Here is a 1,576-nt window from a genome sequence, read left to right as displayed (position 1 = left end):
AAAACTTGCTTATTGAACTTAAACACATCCTCCCGAACGCCCCTAAACCCCGCCAATTTCGCCACCCGAGACAACTCAGCCATGACCATACTGTCCTGTTTATCAGGACTCTTGATCTGTTGGGCTTTCTTAAAGGTAGCGACCAGTTGCTCACTCTTAAGTTCCAGAAACTTCTTGTGAATGCGCCACGTCCAACCCGTGGTTCTATCAATTTCTTTCTGTTTGCGCTGTTCAACCGTAAACGGTAGGTTAACCAGCTCATAGACTGGAGCAGACTGCTTATTCTCTCCAACCTGAATGGCGGTACGATAGATTAGCCGGTTCTGACGATCTTGAATCGATTCAAACTGTTCTAAATCGGACTTATCGAGTCCGTAGGCAACTCTCAACAAATCCGAACAATCTTGCTTTTTTTCTCGAAGTTCCTCGGGAACCGTACACAATAAACAGAGTCGAACCTTCTCAATTTTGAGCAGACTTTGATTGAGTAAAACAATCAGATCCACCACTGGTTTCTGCTTTAAACGGTAATTTCTTTGTCTGGCAGTTTGATTCAAATCATACCTTTTTTGAAACTTCTCAATGATGCTTTCAGCACGATCAAGCGGCACATCAAGCTGAAAATAATACTGCGTTTCGCGGCTGACTTTATCCAAAATATCGGCTAAATACTCGCTCGTTTTGACACAGTAATAGATCATTATAAAGTCCAGTTTTTTGGTAATTCTATCGGAAAAATTCTAACACTTTTATGTTTTTTTAGTAATTCTATCGGAGTTCTTATTTTGTAATGATTTGGACTGCGTTTAGCAGTCCCTTTTTAGGTGCAGATGTAGGTTTATAAATGGTTGTTCCGACGGAATTTGATTTTATGGCAGTTTCAGGTATAGTGAACGCATCTGATTGCTTCTAAAGCTTTTCTGATTCTGAACGTGTAGCGCATAAAAGAAAAACCATCTTTTAAGTCAGCAGAGACCATAAGTAGGAATTTTAAAGTGAACCATCAGGTCGTTATCCGTACGCCAACGGAGTCCTTTCATGATCAGCGATAGCACATATTTTTTTGGCTACTCGCATATTGTCTTTGTTAGATCCCTCTAACGTTCAAAAATTACGTCTAGCGTAGTTTGTCCATTTTTGCGCCTATTTTTTGGCGTTCCAAATGTTCGGCAAGTTACCGCTGCCGAGACGTTTTTTCACTATTTCAAACTGCTAGGAGCACTAACCATGTTCTGATCGGTGAAGCTGCATGCTGGGGAAACCTCGCTGGTGCGGCTACAACGGGGGCTAAAGAGTGAAATTCTCTTTTTCTACCCAATCAAAAAATTGAACAAGATTAAAGTTGTTGGGCGACGTAGACACGGGCGCTTTGGTGACAAAGCACAACCCTGTTTTAATTGAAGTCAGAGTTGAAATAATGGAATATTTCGACGTTAAGATGACTGCCTTTTTCATGAGTGATTTTGGGATGGGCACAGCACAGGTGGGCGATTAAAAGTGAGCCGAAAGGCGATCAAGACAGAGAAAAACTGTCAGATGTCAGATTCTAAAAGGGTCATGGACATCGGGTACTTGT

At 41.5% G+C, this 1,576-nt stretch carries 1 protein-coding gene; it reads right to left on the bottom strand.

Going from position 1 to position 1,576, the window contains the following annotated elements; all coding sequences use genetic code 11:
- Window positions 1–701, bottom strand: a 701-nt coding sequence (locus tag HYG89_RS15865) for a hypothetical protein (RefSeq protein ID WP_178868371.1), incomplete at its 3' end; no start/stop codon positions are given.
- Window positions 702–1,576: the final 875 nt, after the last annotated feature.

Origin of the sequence: Acinetobacter sp. SwsAc5, assembly GCF_013391485.1 — a bacterium.
GTDB lineage: Bacteria > Pseudomonadota > Gammaproteobacteria > Pseudomonadales > Moraxellaceae > Acinetobacter > Acinetobacter towneri.
Note: the sequence above shows the minus strand (reverse complement) of the source record. Positions and strands in the feature narration are given on the sequence as shown.